The following is a 17,389-nucleotide window of genomic DNA, read 5'->3' on the forward strand; positions in this document are numbered from 1 at the left end:
GTTCTCGTTTCTTGATTACAAGTCAGTTTGTAGGATGTGGTGACCGAAGTGAACCGCATCAATCGCGAACGATGCGCTTCCAATCGCAAACGGTCGCTTTAGTCGCGACCCTTCCTTCGTCAGCACATCCTATAGACGAGGCTCAATGCAGCTTGATCTTCGGCCTCAATCTCCGCCGGAAGAATCCCGAGACCATCAGCATGCTGACCCGGATCGGTCCGAATAGCGCCAGTTGGTGCATCTTGTAGAGCGAAAGGTAAACCAGCCGGGCTATCAGGCCCTCGATCATCACCGTGCCCATCAGATTGCCCATCAGATTGCCGACGGTGCTGTATTTGCCGAGCGATACCAGCGAGCCGTAGTCCTTGTATCGGTAGGTGAGCATGGACTTGCCCTCCAGTTTTCGACGGAGATTCTTCAGGACGAGGGTGGCTTGCTGATGGGCGGATTGGGCGCGTGGCGGAACGGTGGAGTTTTTTTCCGGCCAAGGGCAGGCGGCGCAGTCGCCGATGGCGAAGATGTCGTCGTCGACGGTGGTTTGCAGGGTGGGGCGGACCACGACCTGGTTGATCCGGTTGGTTTCGAGATCCGCGATGGTCTTGAGAAAATCGGGTGCTTTGACGCCGGCAGCCCAGACTTTCAGCGCCGCCGGGATGAATCGGCCGCTTTGGGTCTTCATGCCGTCCTTGGTAACTTCCACCACACGCTCGCCGAGATGGACCTGAATGCCGAGTTTTTCCAGCTGTTTGAGCGTGGATTTGGAGAGGCGCTCGGGCAGTTCCGGGAGCAATCGGTCGGCGGCCTCGATGATGTGAATCTGGAGGTCGGACGGCTTCACGTTATCGAGCCCGTAGGCGCTCAATAGCCGTGTGGCCTGATGAAGCTGGGCGGACAGCTCGATGCCCGTGGCGCCTCCGCCGACGATGGCGACGTCCAATTGACCGGTTTCCTTGACGCCTCCGGTGGCGTGGGCGTGGAAATACGCTTCCAGCAGCCGGTTTTGGAACTGTTCCGCCTGGTCGGTGGTATCCAGGAACAGGCAATGTTCGGCCACGCCGGTGATGCCGAAATCGTTGCAGATGCTGCCCACGGCGATGACCAGCATGTCGTAGGGATGGGTGCGGGGCGGCATGATTTCTTCGCCCTTTTCGTTCACCATCGCCGCCAGATGGACTTGTTTGTTGGTGCGATCGAGACCGTCCATGCGGCCCAATACGTACCGGAAACCGTTGCTGCTCGCCTGGGCTAGATAATCCAGTTCGTCGTCGTGGGAATCCAGGGTGCCGGCGGCCACTTCGTGCAGCAGCGGTTTCCAGATGTGAGTGCGGCTGCAATCGATCAGCGTGATATCGGCCTTCTTCCGGCCAAGGCTCTTGCCGAGCTGCGTAACCAGTTCCAGACCGCCGGCGCCGCCGCCGACCACCACGATCCTGGGCCGGTTTTCACTTGTTTTAGATTCGCTCATATCCTCTCCCCCCTTTTTTAATAGATGACTGATCTAAGACTGGAATAAGCCGGTCTTGCCCCCTTGAAAGGGCGGTACCCGTTCCCGGCATTTTCGCGTCTTGCCGAAAATGTGATGCTTATCCCGTGCGTAATTCTTTTCCGGTGCTTTGCTTGGTATAAGCATCCGTCTGAAGCGGCGTTGATGGGACGGCTGCGTAAATCCGCTGAAACAATCGATGAGTCTACGCTGTTATCGATGGCGAATTGATCGGTATGCCAAAACCGCTAGTCCAAACTGTGATAGCGGAAAAATGCGACATCGAGCGCCTCCCGAATATTCGCTGAAGCCGGCTCCCCCGGCCCGCTGGCGGTCCGGATTGAGTCGCGCCGATGACGGATTACCGTGAGATGTTCGGCCGCTGCGGATTCTGCCACAGCCGAAGGTCCGATGTCTTTAATCCGGTGTGCGTCGAGGAACGCGGTGGATGTTCGTCTTAGCCCTTGCTAATATTCGAGCATAGGATTTGGTTATCGGTTGGCTGAAGAACTAGCGATGAGTCGGTTTGTCTTACGGACGTTAATCAGATGTGTGCCCCACAGGATTTTGTGCTGAATTCCGAGTTTCCAAATCCCATTCCCGATTGGAGCGACCAAATTCCTGTTCCGCTCGTTACTATTCGACTGGCCGATCAAAAGCTGCTTTTTCTCAATCGCCCGGCTCGCGAACTTTTCGGCGATACCGTCAAACCCGGACTCGATGCGTCGGTGCTGTTCGACGACCCTAATGCTCTGCGGCAGTTGCTCGAATCGGTGTGCTCTGACAAGAAGACGGTCCGTTCGGAGGCGCTTCTTAAGAACGCGTCGAACAAACACCATAAGTATTCGATCGACGCAAGCGCGGCCGAGCTGGACGGCGAGCCTATCGCCGTGTTGTCCTTGATCGATGTGCCCGCCTATATACCCCAGCCGGAAGAAGCCGAGTTTCGTTCCAACATCGCTTTGTGGCGGGGGGTGTTCGACCAGGCGGCCGTCGGGATCGCTTTGTTGGATACGAATTTTCGGTTTATCGAGGTGAATCGGCGTTGGTTGGAACTGTTCGGATACACCGCCGACGAAATGAGCGCGTTATCTCCGAGCGATCTCATTTCCTCGGAAGACAGTTTCGTATCGCGCGAACGAGCCGAGGCGCTTTTGGGCGGTGAAGTCGACCAATACCGGGGAGAGAAGCGTTTGGTCCGAAAGGACGGAAGCGTATTCTGGGGCGATTTGTCCGCGAGCATGCTGCGGGACGGGAAAGATACGGTATCCGTGATTTTAACTTTTCTGATCGACATTACCGATCGCAAGCTGGCGGAAGATAAATTGCAGGCCAGCAACGAGCGGCTCGAAGCGCAATTGGCCGAGAACCGGATATTGCAGGAAAAACTGAGAGATTTGGCGGTACGCGATCCGCTGACGTCGCTGTTCAACCGGCGGTACATGGAAGAGACCCTGAGGCGCGAGTTGTCACGATCGGCCCGGGAAGATCAGCCGCTCAGTCTGGTCATGATCGACATCGACCATTTCAAGCAACTCAACGACACTTATGGTCATCCGGCGGGGGATCTGGTCCTGAAGGAACTGGCGGCACTGTTGCTGCGCCACCTGCGCAGCGAGGATATCGTCTGCCGCTTCGGCGGCGAGGAATTCGTGGCCATTCTGCCGGGCGCTCCGTTGTTGACGGCGGCTCAGCGTGCCGAATCCTGGCGTTTGGCGTTTCAGGAATTACACATCGTTTATGAAGACCAAGTATTAACCAGCACGCTCTCGATGGGGATCGCGGAATATCCTCGTCATGGCGCGACCAGCGAGGACCTTCTGTTCCAGGCCGATAGTGCGATGTACATGGCCAAGCGTGCGGGAGGCAATCGGGTGATGGTCTGGGGTTGAGTAGTCTTTGGCGCTGGTGCGCCGTTTGCTTGTCTTGCTCGACCTTGTGTGTTTATACGGATTTTCATGAAGCATTCTCTGTCTCGCTCCGATATCTCTTCTCACGCTATCGATGACTTGGAGGCGCGGCTGATGGCTGCTGCCGGCGGGGCCGAACGCGGCAAGATCGCCGAGGCCCTGAACCTCGCCCGCAGGGCGCGGGATCAAGATACGATCGTCAGGCCGCGCGGCATCGACGTCGCGGATATTCTCCTCGGGATCAAGGCCGATGGGCTCACGCTGCAGGTTGCGCTGCTGAGCGATCCTTATCTCCGCGATACGCTCAAGGAAGCCGACATCAAGGCCCAATTCGGGGAGACCGTCGCCGATTTGGTGCAGAAGGTCAATTGGCTCAACACCTTCGACGAATACCGTCCGACCGAAATCAAGGAGCCCGCCCAGGCGGAACTCTTGCGCCGCATGCTTTTATCGGTGGTCAACGACGTGCGTGCGGTGCTGGTCAAGCTCGCCTATCGTCTGCAGCGCTTGCGGCTGCTCAAGAATCAGGACGGCGAGTTGCGCCAAAGGATCGCCATGGAAACCCTGGACGTGTTCGCGCCCCTGGCGAACCGGCTGGGCGTGGGGCAGCTCAAGTGGGAGCTGGAGGATCTCGCTTTTCGCTATCTAAACCCCGACAAATACCGCGATCTTGCCAACCAGTTGGCGACCAACCGCGCCACGCGGGAAGCTTTCGTCGGTCAATTCATCGAGATACTGCGGCAGGAATTGGAAGCGAACCATATCCACGCCAAGGTTTACGGCCGTCCCAAGCACATCTACAGCATTTATCGGAAGACGCAGCGCAAGGAGCTGGACCTGGAGGAGCTGTATGACCTGCACGCCGTAAGGGTCATCGTCGACGATGTTGCGACCTGTTATGCGGTGCTCGGTCTGGTGCACGGCCGCTGGCTCCACGTTCCCAAGGAGTTCGACGATTACATCGCCAACCCCAAGGAAAACGGCTATCAATCGCTGCACACGGTAGTGATCGGACCCGAAGGCCGGCCGGTCGAAGTTCAGATTCGCACCCAGGCCATGCACGATTTCGCCGAATACGGTGTCGCGGCTCACTGGCGATATAAGGAAGGCGGCAAGCAGGACGCGGTTCTCGATCGCAGCATCAATGCCCTGCGCCGCCTGCTGGAAAGCAGGGACGACGATCAGTCGATGCTGGAGGATTTCCGCGCCGAACTGTTCGAGGACCAGATCTTCGTGCTGACGCCGAAAGGGCAGGTGGTCCGGTTAAGTAAAGGAGCGACGCCGCTGGATTTCGCCTATCACATCCACACCGAGGTGGGGCACCGCTGCCGCGGCGCGAAGGTCAACGGACGTATCGTGCCGTTGACCTATTCGCTCAAGTCCGGCGAAAAGGTCGAAATTCTCACCGCCAAGCACGGCGGCCCGAGCCTCGGGTGGCTGGATCCGCACCTGGGTTATGTCAGGACCGGCCACGCGCGTACCAAGATCCGCCAATGGTTCAAGCAGCAGGATCATGAAAAGCATCTTCGCGCCGGGAAATCCATTCTGGACCGGGAGCGGCAGAAGCTGGGCATCAAGGACGTCGATCTGGACGAGCTGGCACGGCATTTCCATTTGCCGCGCGGGGACGATCTGCTGCTGGCCGTCGGCCGCGCCGACATCGCTCCGGCCCAGCTGGCCAATGCCTTGAAGCTTCCGGAATGGCAGCCGAAGGTTCCGGCGGCTCCCCCGGCGAAAAAGCCCTTGCCGCCGGCGACGGGCAAGGCATCGGAAGAGGTGACCATCCAGGGAGTCCGCAACCTTCTGACCTATTTCGCCCATTGCTGCGAGCCCAAGCCCGGCGATCGGATCATCGGCTATGTGACGGTGGGCAAGGGCGTCGCCATCCATCGCCAGGATTGCGACAACATCATTCAGTTGCCGCCCCGCAAGATGAGCCGTCTGATCGACGTGGCCTGGGGTACGGAGCCGGAAGCGTTCCCGGTGGAGCTCGAAGTCAAGGCGCTGGATCGAAAGGGGCTGCTCAAGGACATCACCCATATTCTGGCGCACGAACATATCAATATCGTGCGCACCCACAGCGAGACCAACGGGGACGATCAGTCGGTCGTCATGAGGATCACGGCCGAGGTATCGGACCCCGGACAGCTCAGCTCGGTGCTGGACAAGATCGGCCAGGTGCACAACGTGTTCAGCGCCAGGCGCTTGCAGCACGGGTGAGGGGTTGTGATTTCTTTTCGCATTAGTCGCTTTGGTAAAAGGTGCCGCTGATCGCGGCGACTGCTTTGGAGCGGGTCTCGCCCCGCTGGCGAGTTACTTTTCTTTGCTTGCCCAAAGAAAAGTAACCCAAAGAAAGGGCACCCGGATGGCGCGCTGATCCTGCGCTTCGCCGCCTTGATCCGGGGGCGACAAAAGGCACGTCCGTGTGCCTTTGTCGCCGCACGCGATCCCTCGCGTGCCCCTTCGGGCGGTTCCGACTCAAGCCGGCGATGCTCGGGCGCGCCATAACGGGAAAAAAACAGAAGACCGAAATGTTCTATACGTAATACGTAGTCTCCTTAGTGTTGCCCCCATCGGTCGATCATTGCGCCAAGCCAGCCCCGGGAATAGGCCAAACCGTGATAGATCGCCAACGCCAGACGCGCCCAGCGGATATAGAGCCCCGGCCGGCGGATCAAACGGGCGAACCGGAATACCGGATGGCTCCAGGCCGTGATCAGGCTGCGAAACCGGTAAATCAGTTTTCTTCGGGCGGATAGGCCTCGGGAATCCGGCGGTACACGCTTGCTCGGCTTCACGCCGGGACGCCGCCAACTCAGTCGATAGGCGAGACCCTCCCGGCGCTGCCGAAAACCCGCGGCCTGCGTTTGTTCGACGAACCGGGCGTCGACCGGCGTCAGGTGCAGCCGGCCTTGTTCGAACCCGGTCGTCACGAGCCGTTCCATTTCCGGCGAGCGGACGATGACCACATTCGTGCCGCGCCCGTCGGATGAATAAGGTTCCACCCAGGCATCGCCGAAGGCGATGTCGGCCGTTTCCGCGACCACGTCGTCGCAGGCGTTGCAGGCCGAGTTCTGAAAAAAACCGGCGCCCCAGTCGCCGTCCGCCAGATGCCACCAGTCCTTCTGTACCACTTGCCCGTTCCTGAGCGTCAATTGAGCGGTGTACCAGTTCGCCGGACGATCGGGATCTTTGCGGCGGAATTCGACACCTTGAACGTCGTCTACCGGGACACCCATTTGCCAGGCGAAGCTTTCCACGAAACGGGCACTCTTCATGTGGCCGCAGAATAGCCCCAGGGTGAACCGAATGCGTTCGCGAAACACGGGATCATAGCGGCGGAGGAGTTGTACCGCCTTGATGAAACAGGGGACTCCGACCACGGCATAGCGTCCCGGATTCGCCCGGATGAGTCCGAGCGCGTCCGATAATTCCACCGGATAATAGCGCGACTTCGCGCCAGCCAGGATTTCGTCCTCGGTGCGCGAGATCCGATAACGGAAGAACAGCCCGTCGCGCTTCGGGTCCGTGGCCGCGACATGCGCCGCGCCGTCGATCCGCCCGCTGCGCAGCAATTCCGCCAAAACCCAGCTGACCATGCCGCCCGAGCTTCCACGCTCGCGGAAGTCCTTTTCGGCCACGTAACCCACGTAGGCGGCTCGAAAATGTCCCACGGCGGAATCGTGCCGGCCGGCATCCGGAAAAAGCTGCTCGGCCAGCTCGTTCTCGTCCCTTGCACCAGGCGAAAACGGGCAGATTCGCGCGAACTCCGAGGATCTGCGGCGCAGCCATTCGGGAGACCCTGTCGGCTTATATTGCCCGTACCGGTCCAGCTCCATCCGCGAGGCGAAGGCATTCGCCCGTGCCACGCAACTGCCGCAGCCGATGCAGAGATCAGAATCCACGATGTCCCGCGGACTGAAGGTCTGTCGATCGGCTGGGGTCGGCATCGGTCAATCCAATGCGTGATCGAGAAATTCGTTCGACTGTCGACGGAGCCGATCGACCCGGTCGAGTATCCGGGAATCCAAAAGTTCGCTCAGGCAGACGTCGTAAGTGGTCGCCGTCGAATCTTCCGATAGTAGACGCTTTTCTCCGCCGATCATGGCCATCAAGTTTTCGATCTTGGTGGACCGGTACGGGGAGCGCTCGGAGACGAAAGGTTTGGCATGGCGGAGGGCAAAAATACAGCCGTGGAAGAAGTTGGTCGCTACCGCTTCCGCACGGGCCATGGCATGGGCGAAATCCTGCGGACCGGCGGTGATCCATTGCTGATCGGCCCAGTCGTTCCGATAGCCCAGGCTGACCATCGGATAGCCGTGCGATCTGGCCCAGCGCCTAACATTTCGGCCGAATGCCTCGGAGAAATTGTGCCCATAGACCGCTACGAAAGGCCGATCCGGCCCGCGCCAGATTCCTTCCGGTCTCGGCATGAACTGAAGACAGGGGTCGAGCACCAATTCCGGTTCGAAGCCGAGCGCGTTTTGAATAATGGCGCGGGAGTTGTCGTCGCGAACCGAAATCGCCTCGAACCTGCGCAGTCGATCCGCCCAAGCCGGTTCGAGTTCTTGCGAAGCGTCGTAATTGCCGAAACTGGCGCCATAGGAAACCAGCCGTGCCCCGATGCCGGCGCCGAAGAACAGTGGACATCCGCCATACCAGGGGTGTCTCAGATTCCACACTTCGTCGCTGCCGACGATCACCCGATCGAAGCTTTCCAGATTGCTCGCATGTTCGAGGTTGAAGCGCGGCGAACGCGGCAGCTTGGAAATGGCACGGAGAAACTTGAGGAGCTTCAAGCCGTAGAGCAGGTAGTCCATGCTTGGAACCGACGTCGGCAGGACAGGGCGGAGTGCGCACGTCCATTCGGCGCGTTTGATCCGCCAGGCATCGTGATCCAGGATCACGGCCTCGTGCCCGCGCGAGCGTAGTTCCTCCACCAGGCAACGCGCTTGCCAGTAGCTGCCGTAATTGATGCAGCGGTGAAAGGTCAGGATTCCCATCCTTGGCTTAGGATTCCCCATAGCGTTCCGTTCCTGCTTTAACGATTAGATGGCGCGCGAAAAGCGACGTGCGGCACGGTCCAAGAAAATATGATCGTTTATGGCGACCCAAGCTACGAAGAGCCTGTTACCGCCACACTCGGCCGGGTTCGGCAATGGGCCGAGCGTGCGAGCGGCCATGCGCCGGATCGAACGGATTCGTCGGCAAAGGATTGCCGACCTACCGATCGATGCCGCCGAGTAGGTCGGGAATCCTTTCCCGACGCAATGGATGGGCAAGCGGATACGGCGCCACAGTATGCGGCGGGCGAAGGACGGGACGCCCGCCGAAGGCTGCTGATCGACGCGGGACAACTGGAGCAAGCCCTGGCCGACCGGGTGGAAAACGACACGCTCGTAGAACGCATCATGAGCGTCACCGATCTCGCCGCCGACGCGTTTCTCCACGATTCCGATCTCGGGCCACTCCAAGAAGCGCTCGCCCAACTCGAACTGCCGGCGGACTTGACGGTGCGCGTCAAAGTGCCGGAAGGATTTGCATTCTACGCGCTCTATCCGGAGCAATACGCCCAAGCCGCGAGATTATGGGTTCGCAATCATGCGGATTCCGATTCGCGGCGGGCGGTGGTGGTCGGCATTCGCAGCATCGGGACCAGTCTTTCGGCGGTGGTGGCGCGGGAGCTGGCTCAAGCCGGATGGAACGTGCGACGGCTGACGGTCAGGCCGTCGGGGCACCCGTATGCGCGGCGCGCGGCGATTCCTCGCGAGGCGGTTCAAGGAGCGGTTTTCGGATTGGTCGTCGACGAAGGACCCGGGCTATCCGGCTCGTCGATGGCGGCCGCGGCTCAAGCGCTGGTCGAAGCGGGACTCGATCGATCCGGAATCGGCTTTTTTCCGGGACATGACCGCGGCCCCGGAAACGCCGGAACCGAAGACGTGCGGAGGTGGTGGAGCGATACGCCGAGGTATGTCGTCGGGCCGAGCGAAATGGCTTGGCAGGGCCGGCCGCTAGCGGAAGAGCTGGCATATCGCAGCGGCCCGGCCGTTCGGGTGGACGATCTGAGCGGCGGGATGTGGCGGCATGCCGTCTATCGGCATGAGCAGGAATGGCCGGCGGCGTTCGTCGCATTCGAGCGGGCCAAATATCGGGTGGTGCGGCGTGACGGCTCGTCGGTGCTGTGGAAATTCGAAGGACTGGCCGGCGGGGCGGAGGCGGTCAGGGATAGCATGGCATGGCTGGCTCAACGCGGATGGACCCTGGCTCCTCTGGATTCCGCCCACGGTTTCGTGGCGAGGCTCTGGATCGAAGGCAAGCCGCTTCAAATAGATCAATGCAATACCGCTGTTCTGGATCGAATCGGGCGCTACATCGTCGATGCGGCCGGTACCGCGCTTTCGATTTCCGAGCAAAGGACATCGCTGGAGCGGCTCAAAGAGATGTTGTACTGGAACACTCGGGAAAGTCTGGGAGAGGCCTTGGCAACGCGTACGCTGCGGTGGAACGGGTTGGTCCCGGAGCATCCATGGCCAGCCTACGGCGATGGGCGGCTGGCACCCGAGGAGTGGATACGCTCGATCGACGGGAGGCTGATCAAGGTCGATTGCGCCGGGCATTCGACGGATCATACGGTAATCGGACGTCAGCCCCTGATTTGGGACTTGGCGGGCGCGACGGTCGAATGGCGGCTCGATAGCGAAACCGTCCGGCCTTTGCTGAGTGCGTTCGCCGATGCGGGCGGCGAGTTGCCTGCACCGGGGACGCTGGCCTTTTACTGCGCGGCCTATGCCGCGTTTCGCTTGGGACAGTGCGCGATCTGCGCCGGCATGAGCGATCCGAGCGAGCAGCGGCGGCTCCTTCGCGCCGGCGATTTCTACGAGTCGCAACTGTTTCGAATTCTCGCTTAGTAAGGCATGGGTAATTCGCTGCCCGTATTGTTGACGCAAAGCACCCACGGGCCATGGTCGAAGATGGCGACGATGCTGACCGAGGCCAGTCCGATCTCGATGCGGCTGAAAAGATCCAAAGGCACGCCCAGAAAATAGGCGAGAGCGGCTTTGATCACGTCGCCGTGGCTCACCAGGGCGATGCAGTCGTCCGGGTGTTTTTCGCGCAGGCGGAGCATTTCGCCGACGATGCGGGCTTGCGTCTCGACCATCGCTTCGCCGTTGGGGACGCGTGTCCCGCTGCGAAAACTATTCCATCGGCCAAAGGTTTCCAGACGGCGGAGATCTTCGAGCTTCCTTCCGGTCCAGTCGCCGAGATCGATCTCGTGGAGGGTTTCGAGGGGTTGAACCGGCAGGCCGAGCCGTTCGGACAAGAATTCGGCCGTCTCGCGGGTTCGGTCGGCCGGGCTCGAATAAAGAGCCGCAACCGGCAGACGGGCGACCCGTTCTGCCATGTCGTTGGCCTGATTCCGGCCAAGTTCACTGAGGTGCACGCCCGGCGCTCGGCCGGCGATGGTGTCGCCGCCCAAGAGATGCGCACCGTGGCGAATCAGCAGAAACGTGGTCATCACGCGTAGCGCCGGGTCATTTCGACGCAGAATTCGGCGAATTCCTCCACGCGTTGCGGCGGGCTGGTGTGGTGGGCGTTGATGCCGCGGTGCTCGGGGGTGAAGCAGTAGGTTACGGTTACCCGGAAGGGTTCGAGCGCCCGCATCTGCCGGTCGAACCAATCGAGTGCGTTCGGCCGAAAACGGTCGGCCCAGCTCAGGCCGGTACGGAGATAGGTGACGCCCAAATCTTTCATGATTCGCACCGCATCGTCGAGCCGGTGGTCCTCGAAATGAAACCACTGGCACAGGCCCATTTCCGGCGCATACTCGTAGAAATGCCGAAAAGCGCGTTTGGGCATGCCGTCTTCCCGCAGCAGGCCCATGTAGAAATGGCGGTAATAGGACGAGCCTTCGGCCTCGCGGTGACGGGTCGTGGCGGGCCAGGCTCTGGGCAGGTCGTAAAGGCTGTACCAGTGAATCCGCGGCGCTTGCTCCAGCAGCAGTTCCGCGGTTCGCTTGAGCCCGAATTCCTGTACTTCCTCGGCGCCGAAGCTGGAGACGCCGACCTCGGAAATCCAGATGGGCTTGTCGTCGACGACGCTGTGAATTTCGTTCAGCTTGTCGGGCCATTCGTGAATCTGCCAGTGGTTCCAGTCCAGCGGAAACCCGTGGACGGCCACGGCATCCATGCGCGGAATGACGCCGTAGTTTTTCATCCGTTCCATGAACAAGGGATCGATGGGAGAGATGCCCCCGAGGACGACCGGGAGTTTCGGATGTTCCTCGTGCAGGGCATCGGCCGTGAGATTCACCATTTCGGCGAAAAGACTCCAGTCCTGGTCGATCTCGAAATCCCAGTGGGATTTATTGTTGGGTTCGTTCCAGAGCATCACTGCTTCGATCATGATTTCCCTCCGCAAAGCTGTAGCGGGTCGCAAAAGCCTCGTTCCTTTTGGGGTGTCGCAAACGGTCGTCTTGGGAGCGCTAGGGCGAGCCTTCCCGACGCCATCGGTCGGCCAAGTGGAGCCGTCGGCGAGGGATTGCCGCCCTGCAACCGTGCCACTGTGTAGGTCGGGAATCCTTTCCAATCGCAAACGGCCTGGCCGGGAGCGCCGGCCAGCCCCTTCCCGACGCAATGCCCCATCCAGCGGATTCATCCGCCAGGGACGGCCGACCGACGATTTTTCGCCGGCGACTTTTCGTAGGCTCGAAAGGTATACCGTTCCCGGCAAACCGCCAATGCTTATTCCGGCCTACGGTTTTCTCCCGCGACAGGGATAGACCGCCCGATGATCCCAGTCTTCCAGGTTCAGTTCGGTCCTGCGGCAGACGTAGACCTCCTCCTCCGGACGGTCGAGGATATCGAAGCCCGCGCTGCGCAGCATCGCTTCGGTGCCGGCGCGGTTGGGAATCCACCAGTTGGTGGGATCGCCGGAATAGCGGTGTTCTATGAAATGCATCCTGGGAAAACCTGGCCGGTCGAAGACATCCCGTTCCTCGAAGCCGTAGTCCCGTCCTACCGCCTCGATCTCCGGGCTGCCGCGCTGCATGGACTGGAACAGCAGCAGGTCGCGGGCGACGTGTTCGTGGATCAGGTCCAGCGCCAGCAAGGGGTGGCGCAGGTGATAGAACACGCCCATGAAGATCACCAGACCGAAGGTTTCGCCGAGGTCGGCGATGTCGTAGACGGACAGCCGGCGAAATTCGATGTCGAGCCCTTTGACCTCGGCCGCGAAGCGGGCCTGGGCCAGATAATCCTCGTCCGAGTCGATGCCGACGACCCGCTCGGCACCGCGCTTTTTCATCTCGATGGCGTAGAAACCCGCGTTGCAGCCGATGTCGAGCACCGATCGGCCGCTCAAATCGGCGGGAAGCGCGTCGGCGAATTGCCGCCACTTGACGGCGGGATAATCTCCGAGGAAATGATCGGGAGCGGTATGTACGCCGTCGAGGTCGAGGTTGTGGAACCATTCGCCCAGCTCGCGGACGCGCCGCTCGATGCGGTCGCGGGTCCAGACGGTGGTCCCGTGAGTTTCGGTGGGTTCGATCATGGCGACTCCGTCAACGCGGCGCCTTGCCGCGTATGAATGCCTCCGTACGGGCACGGGCTTCGGCATCGGTGAACTGTTCGGGCGGGGATTTCATGAACCAGGCGGCCGGTCCGATCAGCGCTCCGCCGATGCCCCGATCGAGCGCCAGCTTGACGCAGCGCACCGCATCGATGACCACGCCGGCGGAATTGGGCGAATCCCAGACTTCCAGCTTGAGTTCGCCGTGCAGCGGCACGTTGCCGAAGGTCGTGCCTTCCAGCCGGATGTAGCAGAACTTGCGGTCGGTGAGCCAGGGCACGTAGTCGCTGGGGCCGACGTGGGCCTCGGCGTCGGACAGGGCATGGTCGAGCTGGCTGGTCACGGCGCGGGTCTTGGAGAGCTTCTTGGACTCCAGCCGTTCCCGTTCGAGCATATTCAAAAAGTCCGTGTTGCCGCCGAAATTGAGCTGATAGGTGCGGTCCAGCCGGACGCCGCGCTCGCGGAAGAGATTCGCCAGCACCCGGTGGACGATGGTGGCGCCCACCTGCGATTTGATGTCGTCGCCGATGAGAGGAAGGTTTTTTTCCTCGAAACGCTTGCGCCAGCGGAGGTTCGAGGCGATGAACACGGGAATGCAGTTGACCATGCCGCAGTCGGCTTCGAGAGCCTGCTCGGCATAGAACTCGGTAGCCTTTTGGGCGCCGACGGGAAGATAGGAGACGACCACGTCGGTGGCGGTATCGCGGAGGACCTGGGCAATATCTGAGGGCGGATCGGGCGATTCCTCGATGACTTCCCTGAGATATTTGCCGAGGCCGTCGAGCGTGATGCCGCGGCGGACTTCGACGCCGATTTCGGGGACTTCGCAGAACCGGTATGTGTTGTTCGGCTCCGCGAAAATGGCTTCGGACAGGTCCTTGCCGACCTTGCTCACATTGATGTCGAAGGCGGCGGAAAACTCGATATCGGAAATGTGATAGCCGCCGAGGTTGACGTGCATCAGGCCAGGGACGGCATCGCCGTTCTTCGCCTTGCGGTAGAACTCGACGCCCTGGACCAGCGAGGATGCACAATTGCCTACGCCGACGATGGCGATCCTTACCTTCTTGCGATGCATACTCTCTCCTTGAGCATGTCTGGCAGATCGGGAGCGGCCTACGAGACCGTCCGGTTATGGCCGCGGTTTCCTCCCTGGAATAGGCGCAGGGACGGCATTCATTGCCGGAAGCGCCGGAGGAAAGTAGATCCCGGTTCGAATATATTTTTCGAGATTAATTTTTGCAAGAAGTTTCGCGGCGTACGGCGGGTTTCACTCCGTTAACCCGCCCTACGAGCTGGGTAGGGCGGGTTAGGCCGACAGGCCGTAACCCGCCGTACGCCGCGAAAAGGCGGGTTACGCGAGTACGCTAACCCGCCCTACAACCTTCGTCGGGAACGGATTCCCGACCTACTCGATGTTTGGAACGAAACCGTGCCTCAGCGTGTTCTCGCTCACCACCCGAGTCCACAGAAACTGCTTGAGATAGTCGGGGCCGCCGGCCTGTACGCCGGTTCCCGAAAGCCGGGTGCCGCCGAAGGGCTGTACGCCGACGCGCGCGCCGGTGGTGCGGCGGTTGAGATACAAATTGCCGACGCGATACCGTTCCCGCGCGAGATCGAGATGTTCCGGAAGGCGCGAAAAAACGCCGCCGGTCAGAGCGTAGTCCGATTCCAGCGCCAGCGTGAGCGCGGCCTCGAAGGTGGGCGCGCGCAGCACGGCCAGCACGGGGCCGAAGATTTCCTCCCGCGCTAAACGGTGATGGGACTCGATGCCGGTGATTATGGCGGGCGGACAATAGAAACCGTCCGCGGGAACGCGTCCGAGATAATGAAGGCGACCCTCGGTCCGGCCGAGCTCGATATAGCTCATGGCCTTCTGCTGCGCATCGCGGGTGATCATCGGTCCGAAAAGAAATGCCGGATCTTCCGGCGGACCGTAGTCGTAGCTGTCGAGGGTTTCCGTCAGCCGTTTCACCAGCCGGTCGTGAACCCGGCCGACGGCGATGAGACGGGAGCAGGCCGAGCATTTCTGGCCCTGGTAGCCGAACGCGGAGTACAAGGTTTGGGCGACCGCTTCGTCCAGATCGGCGTCCTCGTCGACGATGATCGCGTTCTTGCCGCCCATTTCGCAGACCACCTGCTTGATGTACCGTTGCTCCGGCGCGAGCGTGTGCGCCTCCCGAAGAATCTCCAGGCCCACCGTCTTGGAGCCGGTAAATGCAATGACATGAACGTCCGGATGCTTGACCAGATATCGTCCGACCGTTGCGCCGCTCCCCGGCAGGAGCTGGCATACGCCGGGCGGAAAACCGGCCTGGTCGAGGACGGACTTGAATCCGTGGGCGACGAGATTGGCGGGCGTCGCCGGTTTCACGATGGCGGTATTGCCGGCGACCAGCGCCGCCGCGGTCATGCCGGTGAGAATCGCCAGAGGGAAATTCCAGGGCGGAATCACGGCGGCGACGCCGCGCGGCTCGTAGCGAAGATGATTCGGCTCGCCGGGAAAGCGGCGGGTGGGCCGCCAACCGGCCAGTTGCTCCATCTGGTAGGGGTAATAGCGCAAGTAGTCGACCGCTTCCGCCACGTCCGCGTCGGCCTCGCGCCAATTCTTTCCCGTTTCCAGAACCTGCCAGGCGGCCAGTTCGCCGCGGCGAGCGTCCATGATGTCCGCCGCTCGCCGGCACAGCGCGACCCGAGCGGCGGCGGGCGTGTCGCGCCAGCCGGGGAATGCGCGGTACGCATTGCGGACGGCGCGCTCGGCATGGGTGACATCGGCAACCGCCACATGTCCCAGAATCTCGGACGGTCGCGCCGGATTTCTCGATACTTCCAACTCCGCGCCCTGCGGCGGAACGCCGGCCATGTCCAGCGGGTAGGTCGCGCCCAGTTTCGTACGCACCGCCGCCAGCGACCTTCGGAAATCCTCGCGAACCGGGTCGTGGCTGAAGTCCTTTAACGGGGCGTTGAGAAAGGCGGGAGAAAGTGTTTCGGTTCCGGGTTCGTGCGGGTCGGGCGCCGCCAGAAGGTCGTCCAAATCGGCGCCTTCGACATAGGTTTGCCGCAGAATGGACGTGTTGGCGGTATTTTCCATCAAGCGGCGTATCAGATAGGCGATGCCCGGAATCAGCTCGCCCGTGGGGAGATAAACCCGGAGCGGGATATCGGATGCGGCGACGGCGTGGCGCAGGGGCTCGGCCATGCCGTAGAGCATCTGGACCTCCCAGTCGGCCGTGGAAAGGCCTTGCCGGGACGCCGACGCGATGGCGTAGGCGAGACTCCGAAGATTATGGCTGCCCACGGCGGGATAGACAGCATCTGCATGCCGGAATAAGAGATCGACCAGCGATTCGAACTGGGCGTCGGTAGCGGACTTGTCGAGAAACACCGGCACTGGCCAGTTGCGCTGCTCCGCAAGAGCCACTTCCGTGTCCCAGTACGCGCCTTTGACCAGACGCACGGAAATCCGGCGTTTTTCCCGCTCCGCCCAGTCGATCAGCTCTCGGAGATCGTCGGCGGTCTCCGGAAGATAAGCTTGCAGCGCGATGCCGGGATGCCAGCCGTCATCTCCCTCGCTTTCGACCAGGTCGCGGAACAGGCGGAGCGTCAAGGACTTGAGTTCGTAATGCTCCATGTCCACCGTCATGCCGGCTCCAAGTTCGCGAAGCCTGGCCACCAAGGGCTCCAGCCGGGCGAATACCCGGCGGCGCACGCCGGCGTAGTCGAGCGGATCGAAGTGGGCGGTCAGAGCCGAGAGTTTGACGGAGATATGAATCGGCGGATGTCCGAGCGGCAAGCGGTTCGCCGCCAGAAGATCCAGCAGTGACAGGTATCGGCCCAGATAAATATCGCATTCCCTTTCGCTCAAAGCCGCTTCGCCCACGGCGTCGACGGTAACGGCCGCGGGTATCCGGGAGATGGTATTCAGCGCTCGGTTCAGGCGATCTTCTTGCTCCTCGACAACGAATTGACGCGCAAGGCGCGATACGGCGCGGCGCAGTGCGAAACCGCTGAAGGAATGGCCCCCCAGCTTGAACATCCGGCCCCACGGTCCCCGAAGCCGATCGGCATGAGGTGCCAGATAGTTCTGAAAATGGCGGGCCAGTTCCCGATCGGTTTCCAGTACCGGCAACACGTCGACGAATTGGAACAGCGCGGCGCGTAAACCTTCGTCATGCATGGCCCGCATCAACACGCGCCCTCTCAGGCCCCTCGGGTCGAATAAGGACGGGGGCGACTCTCCGGCCAAACGGTAAAGATTTTCGCCGATGTCGCGGACCCTTCGCTCGAAAGCCGTGTCGTTCATGACCCTACCTCAGAGTTGTCCAACGAATTCGGACCTCACCCGCGATGATAGTTCCATGGCGGAAGCCGCAGCGGGCGTCTCCGACAAGGAACAGAGTGCAGCAAATCGTCTCTAAGGGGAAGTGGC

At 61.1% G+C, this 17,389-nt stretch carries 11 protein-coding genes; 3 read left to right on the top strand and 8 right to left on the bottom strand.

The window, feature by feature from the left end; genetic code table 11:
- Positions 1 to 142: 142 nt before the first annotated feature.
- Positions 143 to 1,465 (bottom strand): NAD(P)/FAD-dependent oxidoreductase, encoded by a 1,323-nt coding sequence (locus JOD69_RS08075; RefSeq protein ID WP_210023854.1) that lies wholly within the window; start codon positions 1,463 to 1,465, stop codon positions 143 to 145.
- A 566-nt stretch (positions 1,466 to 2,031) separates the two neighbouring features.
- Here JOD69_RS08075 and JOD69_RS08080 point away from each other — a divergent pair.
- On the top strand, positions 2,032 to 3,375 hold the full coding sequence (locus JOD69_RS08080; RefSeq protein WP_086134558.1) for a diguanylate cyclase: 1,344 nt from the start codon (positions 2,032 to 2,034) through the stop codon (positions 3,373 to 3,375).
- A 66-nt stretch (positions 3,376 to 3,441) separates the two neighbouring features.
- Positions 3,442 to 5,613, top strand: coding sequence for a bifunctional (p)ppGpp synthetase/guanosine-3',5'-bis(diphosphate) 3'-pyrophosphohydrolase (locus JOD69_RS08085; RefSeq protein ID WP_133717781.1), 2,172 nt, complete (start codon positions 3,442 to 3,444; stop codon positions 5,611 to 5,613).
- A 338-nt stretch (positions 5,614 to 5,951) separates the two neighbouring features.
- Here JOD69_RS08085 and JOD69_RS08090 read toward each other — a convergent pair whose 3' ends face one another.
- Entirely contained in the window at positions 5,952 to 7,343 is a 1,392-nt protein-coding gene (locus tag JOD69_RS08090) for a Coenzyme F420 hydrogenase/dehydrogenase, beta subunit C-terminal domain (protein WP_210023855.1), read from the bottom strand.
- 3 nt (positions 7,344 to 7,346) lie between these two features.
- On the bottom strand, positions 7,347 to 8,417 hold the full coding sequence (locus JOD69_RS08095; RefSeq protein WP_210023856.1) for a polysaccharide pyruvyl transferase family protein: 1,071 nt from the start codon (positions 8,415 to 8,417) through the stop codon (positions 7,347 to 7,349).
- A 69-nt stretch (positions 8,418 to 8,486) separates the two neighbouring features.
- Here JOD69_RS08095 and JOD69_RS08100 point away from each other — a divergent pair, with 69 nt between their 5' ends.
- On the top strand, positions 8,487 to 10,301 hold the full coding sequence (locus tag JOD69_RS08100) for a hypothetical protein (RefSeq protein ID WP_210023857.1): 1,815 nt from the start codon (positions 8,487 to 8,489) through the stop codon (positions 10,299 to 10,301).
- Here the strand turns inward: JOD69_RS08100 and JOD69_RS08105 are convergent.
- The 5 genes from JOD69_RS08105 to JOD69_RS08125 all read right to left on the bottom strand — a co-directional run bounded on the left by JOD69_RS08105 (position 10,298) and on the right by JOD69_RS08125 (position 17,263).
- The gene (locus tag JOD69_RS08105) at positions 10,298 to 10,909 is read right to left on the bottom strand and encodes a histidine phosphatase family protein (RefSeq protein WP_143735072.1); all 612 of its coding nucleotides are present in this window, start codon (positions 10,907 to 10,909) and stop codon (positions 10,298 to 10,300) included. The genes JOD69_RS08100 and JOD69_RS08105 overlap by 4 nt on opposite strands.
- Entirely contained in the window at positions 10,909 to 11,796 is an 888-nt protein-coding gene (locus JOD69_RS08110; RefSeq protein WP_143735073.1) for a glycosyl hydrolase, read from the bottom strand. Before JOD69_RS08110 ends, JOD69_RS08105 begins: the two co-directional genes overlap by 1 nt.
- A 348-nt stretch (positions 11,797 to 12,144) precedes the next feature.
- Positions 12,145 to 12,942, bottom strand: a complete 798-nt coding sequence (locus JOD69_RS08115) for a TIGR04290 family methyltransferase (protein WP_210023859.1) — start codon at positions 12,940 to 12,942, stop codon at positions 12,145 to 12,147.
- A gap of 10 nt (positions 12,943 to 12,952) precedes the next feature.
- Positions 12,953 to 14,038: an inositol-3-phosphate synthase gene (locus JOD69_RS08120; protein WP_077728873.1), complete on the bottom strand. Its 1,086-nt coding sequence runs from the start codon at positions 14,036 to 14,038 to the stop codon at positions 12,953 to 12,955.
- Positions 14,039 to 14,368: 330 nt separating this feature from the next.
- Positions 14,369 to 17,263, bottom strand: coding sequence for a proline dehydrogenase family protein (locus JOD69_RS08125; protein ID WP_210023860.1), 2,895 nt, complete (start codon positions 17,261 to 17,263; stop codon positions 14,369 to 14,371).
- Positions 17,264 to 17,389 lie beyond the last annotated feature (126 nt).

Source organism: Methylocaldum sp. RMAD-M (assembly GCF_017832375.1).
GTDB lineage: Bacteria > Pseudomonadota > Gammaproteobacteria > Methylococcales > Methylococcaceae > Methylocaldum.

Bases quoted from the DNA above. Each gene is read 5' to 3' on its own strand.
- JOD69_RS08080 (WP_086134558.1), top strand. From the start codon at position 2,032: ATGTGTGCCCCACAGGATTTTGTGCTGAATTCCGAGTTTCCAAATCCC.
- JOD69_RS08090 (WP_210023855.1), bottom strand. From the start codon at position 7,343: ATGCCGACCCCAGCCGATCGACAGACCTTCAGTCCGCGGGACATCGTG.
- JOD69_RS08105 (WP_143735072.1), bottom strand. From the start codon at position 10,909: ATGACCACGTTTCTGCTGATTCGCCACGGTGCGCATCTCTTGGGCGGC.
- JOD69_RS08115 (WP_210023859.1), bottom strand. From the start codon at position 12,942: ATGATCGAACCCACCGAAACTCACGGGACCACCGTCTGGACCCGCGAC.
- JOD69_RS08125 (WP_210023860.1), bottom strand. From the start codon at position 17,263: ATGAACGACACGGCTTTCGAGCGAAGGGTCCGCGACATCGGCGAAAAT.
- JOD69_RS08120 (WP_077728873.1), bottom strand. From the start codon at position 14,038: ATGCATCGCAAGAAGGTAAGGATCGCCATCGTCGGCGTAGGCAATTGT.
- JOD69_RS08095 (WP_210023856.1), bottom strand. From the start codon at position 8,417: ATGGGGAATCCTAAGCCAAGGATGGGAATCCTGACCTTTCACCGCTGC.
- JOD69_RS08100 (WP_210023857.1), top strand. From the start codon at position 8,487: ATGATCGTTTATGGCGACCCAAGCTACGAAGAGCCTGTTACCGCCACA.
- JOD69_RS08110 (WP_143735073.1), bottom strand. From the start codon at position 11,796: ATGATCGAAGCAGTGATGCTCTGGAACGAACCCAACAATAAATCCCAC.
- JOD69_RS08075 (WP_210023854.1), bottom strand. From the start codon at position 1,465: ATGAGCGAATCTAAAACAAGTGAAAACCGGCCCAGGATCGTGGTGGTC.
- JOD69_RS08085 (WP_133717781.1), top strand. From the start codon at position 3,442: ATGAAGCATTCTCTGTCTCGCTCCGATATCTCTTCTCACGCTATCGAT.